The sequence below is a fragment of the Variovorax sp. Root411 genome (assembly GCF_001425205.1).
GTDB lineage: Bacteria > Pseudomonadota > Gammaproteobacteria > Burkholderiales > Burkholderiaceae_C > Variovorax.
Genome location: NZ_LMDW01000020.1, coordinates 246,161 through 247,810, shown reverse-complemented (window position 1 = coordinate 247,810; position 1,650 = coordinate 246,161). Strand labels below are relative to the sequence as shown.

2 protein-coding genes and 1 pseudogene are annotated in these 1,650 nt (G+C 65.2%); all 3 read right to left on the bottom strand.

The genetic code is table 11. The features are described from left to right. Positions 1–981, bottom strand: a 981-nt coding sequence (locus tag ASC92_RS28970; RefSeq protein WP_200936040.1) for a VCBS domain-containing protein, incomplete at its 3' end; no start/stop codon positions are given. Between the two features lie 55 nt (positions 982–1,036). Further along, positions 1,037–1,357 (bottom strand): annotated as a pseudogene (locus ASC92_RS29695) (VCBS domain-containing protein); the annotation flags it as partial. 15 nt (positions 1,358–1,372) lie between these two features. Beyond that, a partial coding sequence (locus ASC92_RS29690; RefSeq protein WP_414820427.1) for a VCBS domain-containing protein occupies positions 1,373–1,650 on the bottom strand: 278 nt, incomplete at both ends.

The following is a 1,650-nucleotide window of genomic DNA, read 5'->3' as shown; positions in this document are numbered from 1 at the left end:
ACCGCCGATGCTCGCCTGTGGCGCGAAGTTGGACTGGCCCGCATCGACATCGGCAATCGTCAGCGCACCGCCGGTGCTCAGGTTCGGCATCGAGGCGTCCTCGATCGTCGCGCCGGTGGCGACGCCACCGATCACCGGCACGTCATTGGTGCCAGTAATCGTCACCGTCACGAGTTGGCTCGCCGTGCCGTCGGACGAGACTGCAGTGAAACTGTCGCTGATCGATTGACCTGCGCCCAGTTGCTGGATCGCCGCCTGGCTGTTGTCAGCCGTGTAGGTCCAGCTGCCATCTGTTGCCAGCGTGAAACTGCCGTAGCCGCTGCTGCCAGCGGTACTCGCTTGGGGCCCGAAGTTCGACTGGCCTTGGTCGACATCGGCAATCGTCAGCGCACCACCGGTCGCGAGGTTGCCAGCAGCCACCGCAAGATCTTCTTGCACCGCGCCGCTGGCGACGCCTCCAATCACCGGCACGTCGTTGGTGCCAGTGATCGTCACTGTCACCACCTGGCTGGCCGTTCCATCGGAGGACACGGCGGTGAAGCTGTCGCTGACCGTTTGACCTGCGGCCAGTTGTTGGATTGCCACCTGGCTGTTGTCGGCCGTGTAGGTCCAGCTGCCGTTGGCCGCGAGTGTGAAGCTGCCGTAGCCGTTGCTGCCCGCGGTGCTGGCCTGGGACGTGAAGCTGGACTGGCCCGCATCGACATCGGCAATCGTCAGCGCGCCGCTGGTGCTCAGGTTCGGCATCGAGGCGTCCTCGATCGTCGCGCCGGTGGCGACGCCACCGATCACTGGCACGTCATTGGTGCCGGTGATGGTCACCGTCACCACCTGGCTGGCAGTGCCGTCGGACGACACGGCGGTGAAGCTGTCGCTGATCGATTGACCGGCGCCAAGCTGCTGGATTGCCGCCTGGCCGTTGTTGGCCGTGAAGGTCCAACTGCCATTGGCCGCGAGCGTGAAGCTGCCATAGCCGTCCCGCATCCACATCGGCGATCGTCAACGTGCCGCTGGCCGCGAGGCTGCCACCGGACACCGCAACATCTTCTTGCACCACGCCGCTGGCGACGCCGCCGATCACCGGCACGTCATTGGTCCCGGTGATAGTCACCGTCACCACTTGGCTGGCCGTTCCATCGGAGGACATGGCGGTGAAGCTGTCGATGATCGATTGGCCCGCAGCAAGCTGCTGGATCGCGCTTTGGCTGTTGTCAGCTGTGTAGGTCCAGCTGCCGTCGGCCGCGAGTGTGAAGCTGCCGTAGCCATTGCTGCCGCCGATGCTCGCCTGTGGCGCGAAGTTGGACTGGCCCGCATCGACATCGGCAATCGTCAGCGCACCGCCGGTGCTCAGGTTCGGCATCGAGGCGTCCTCGTNCGATGCTCGCCTGTGGCGCGAAGTTGGACTGGCCCGCATCGACATCGGCAATCGTCAGCGCACCGCCGGTGCTCAGGTTCGGCATCGAGGCGTCCTCGTTCACCGCGCCGCTGGCCACACCACCGATCACCGGCACGTCATTGGTCCCGGTGATGGTCACGGTCACCACCTGGCTGGCTGTCCCGTCGGACGAGACTGCAGTAAAGCTGTCGCTGATCGACTCCCCTGCACCCAGCTGCTGGATCGCCGCCTGGCTGTTATCGGTCGCATAAGTCCAA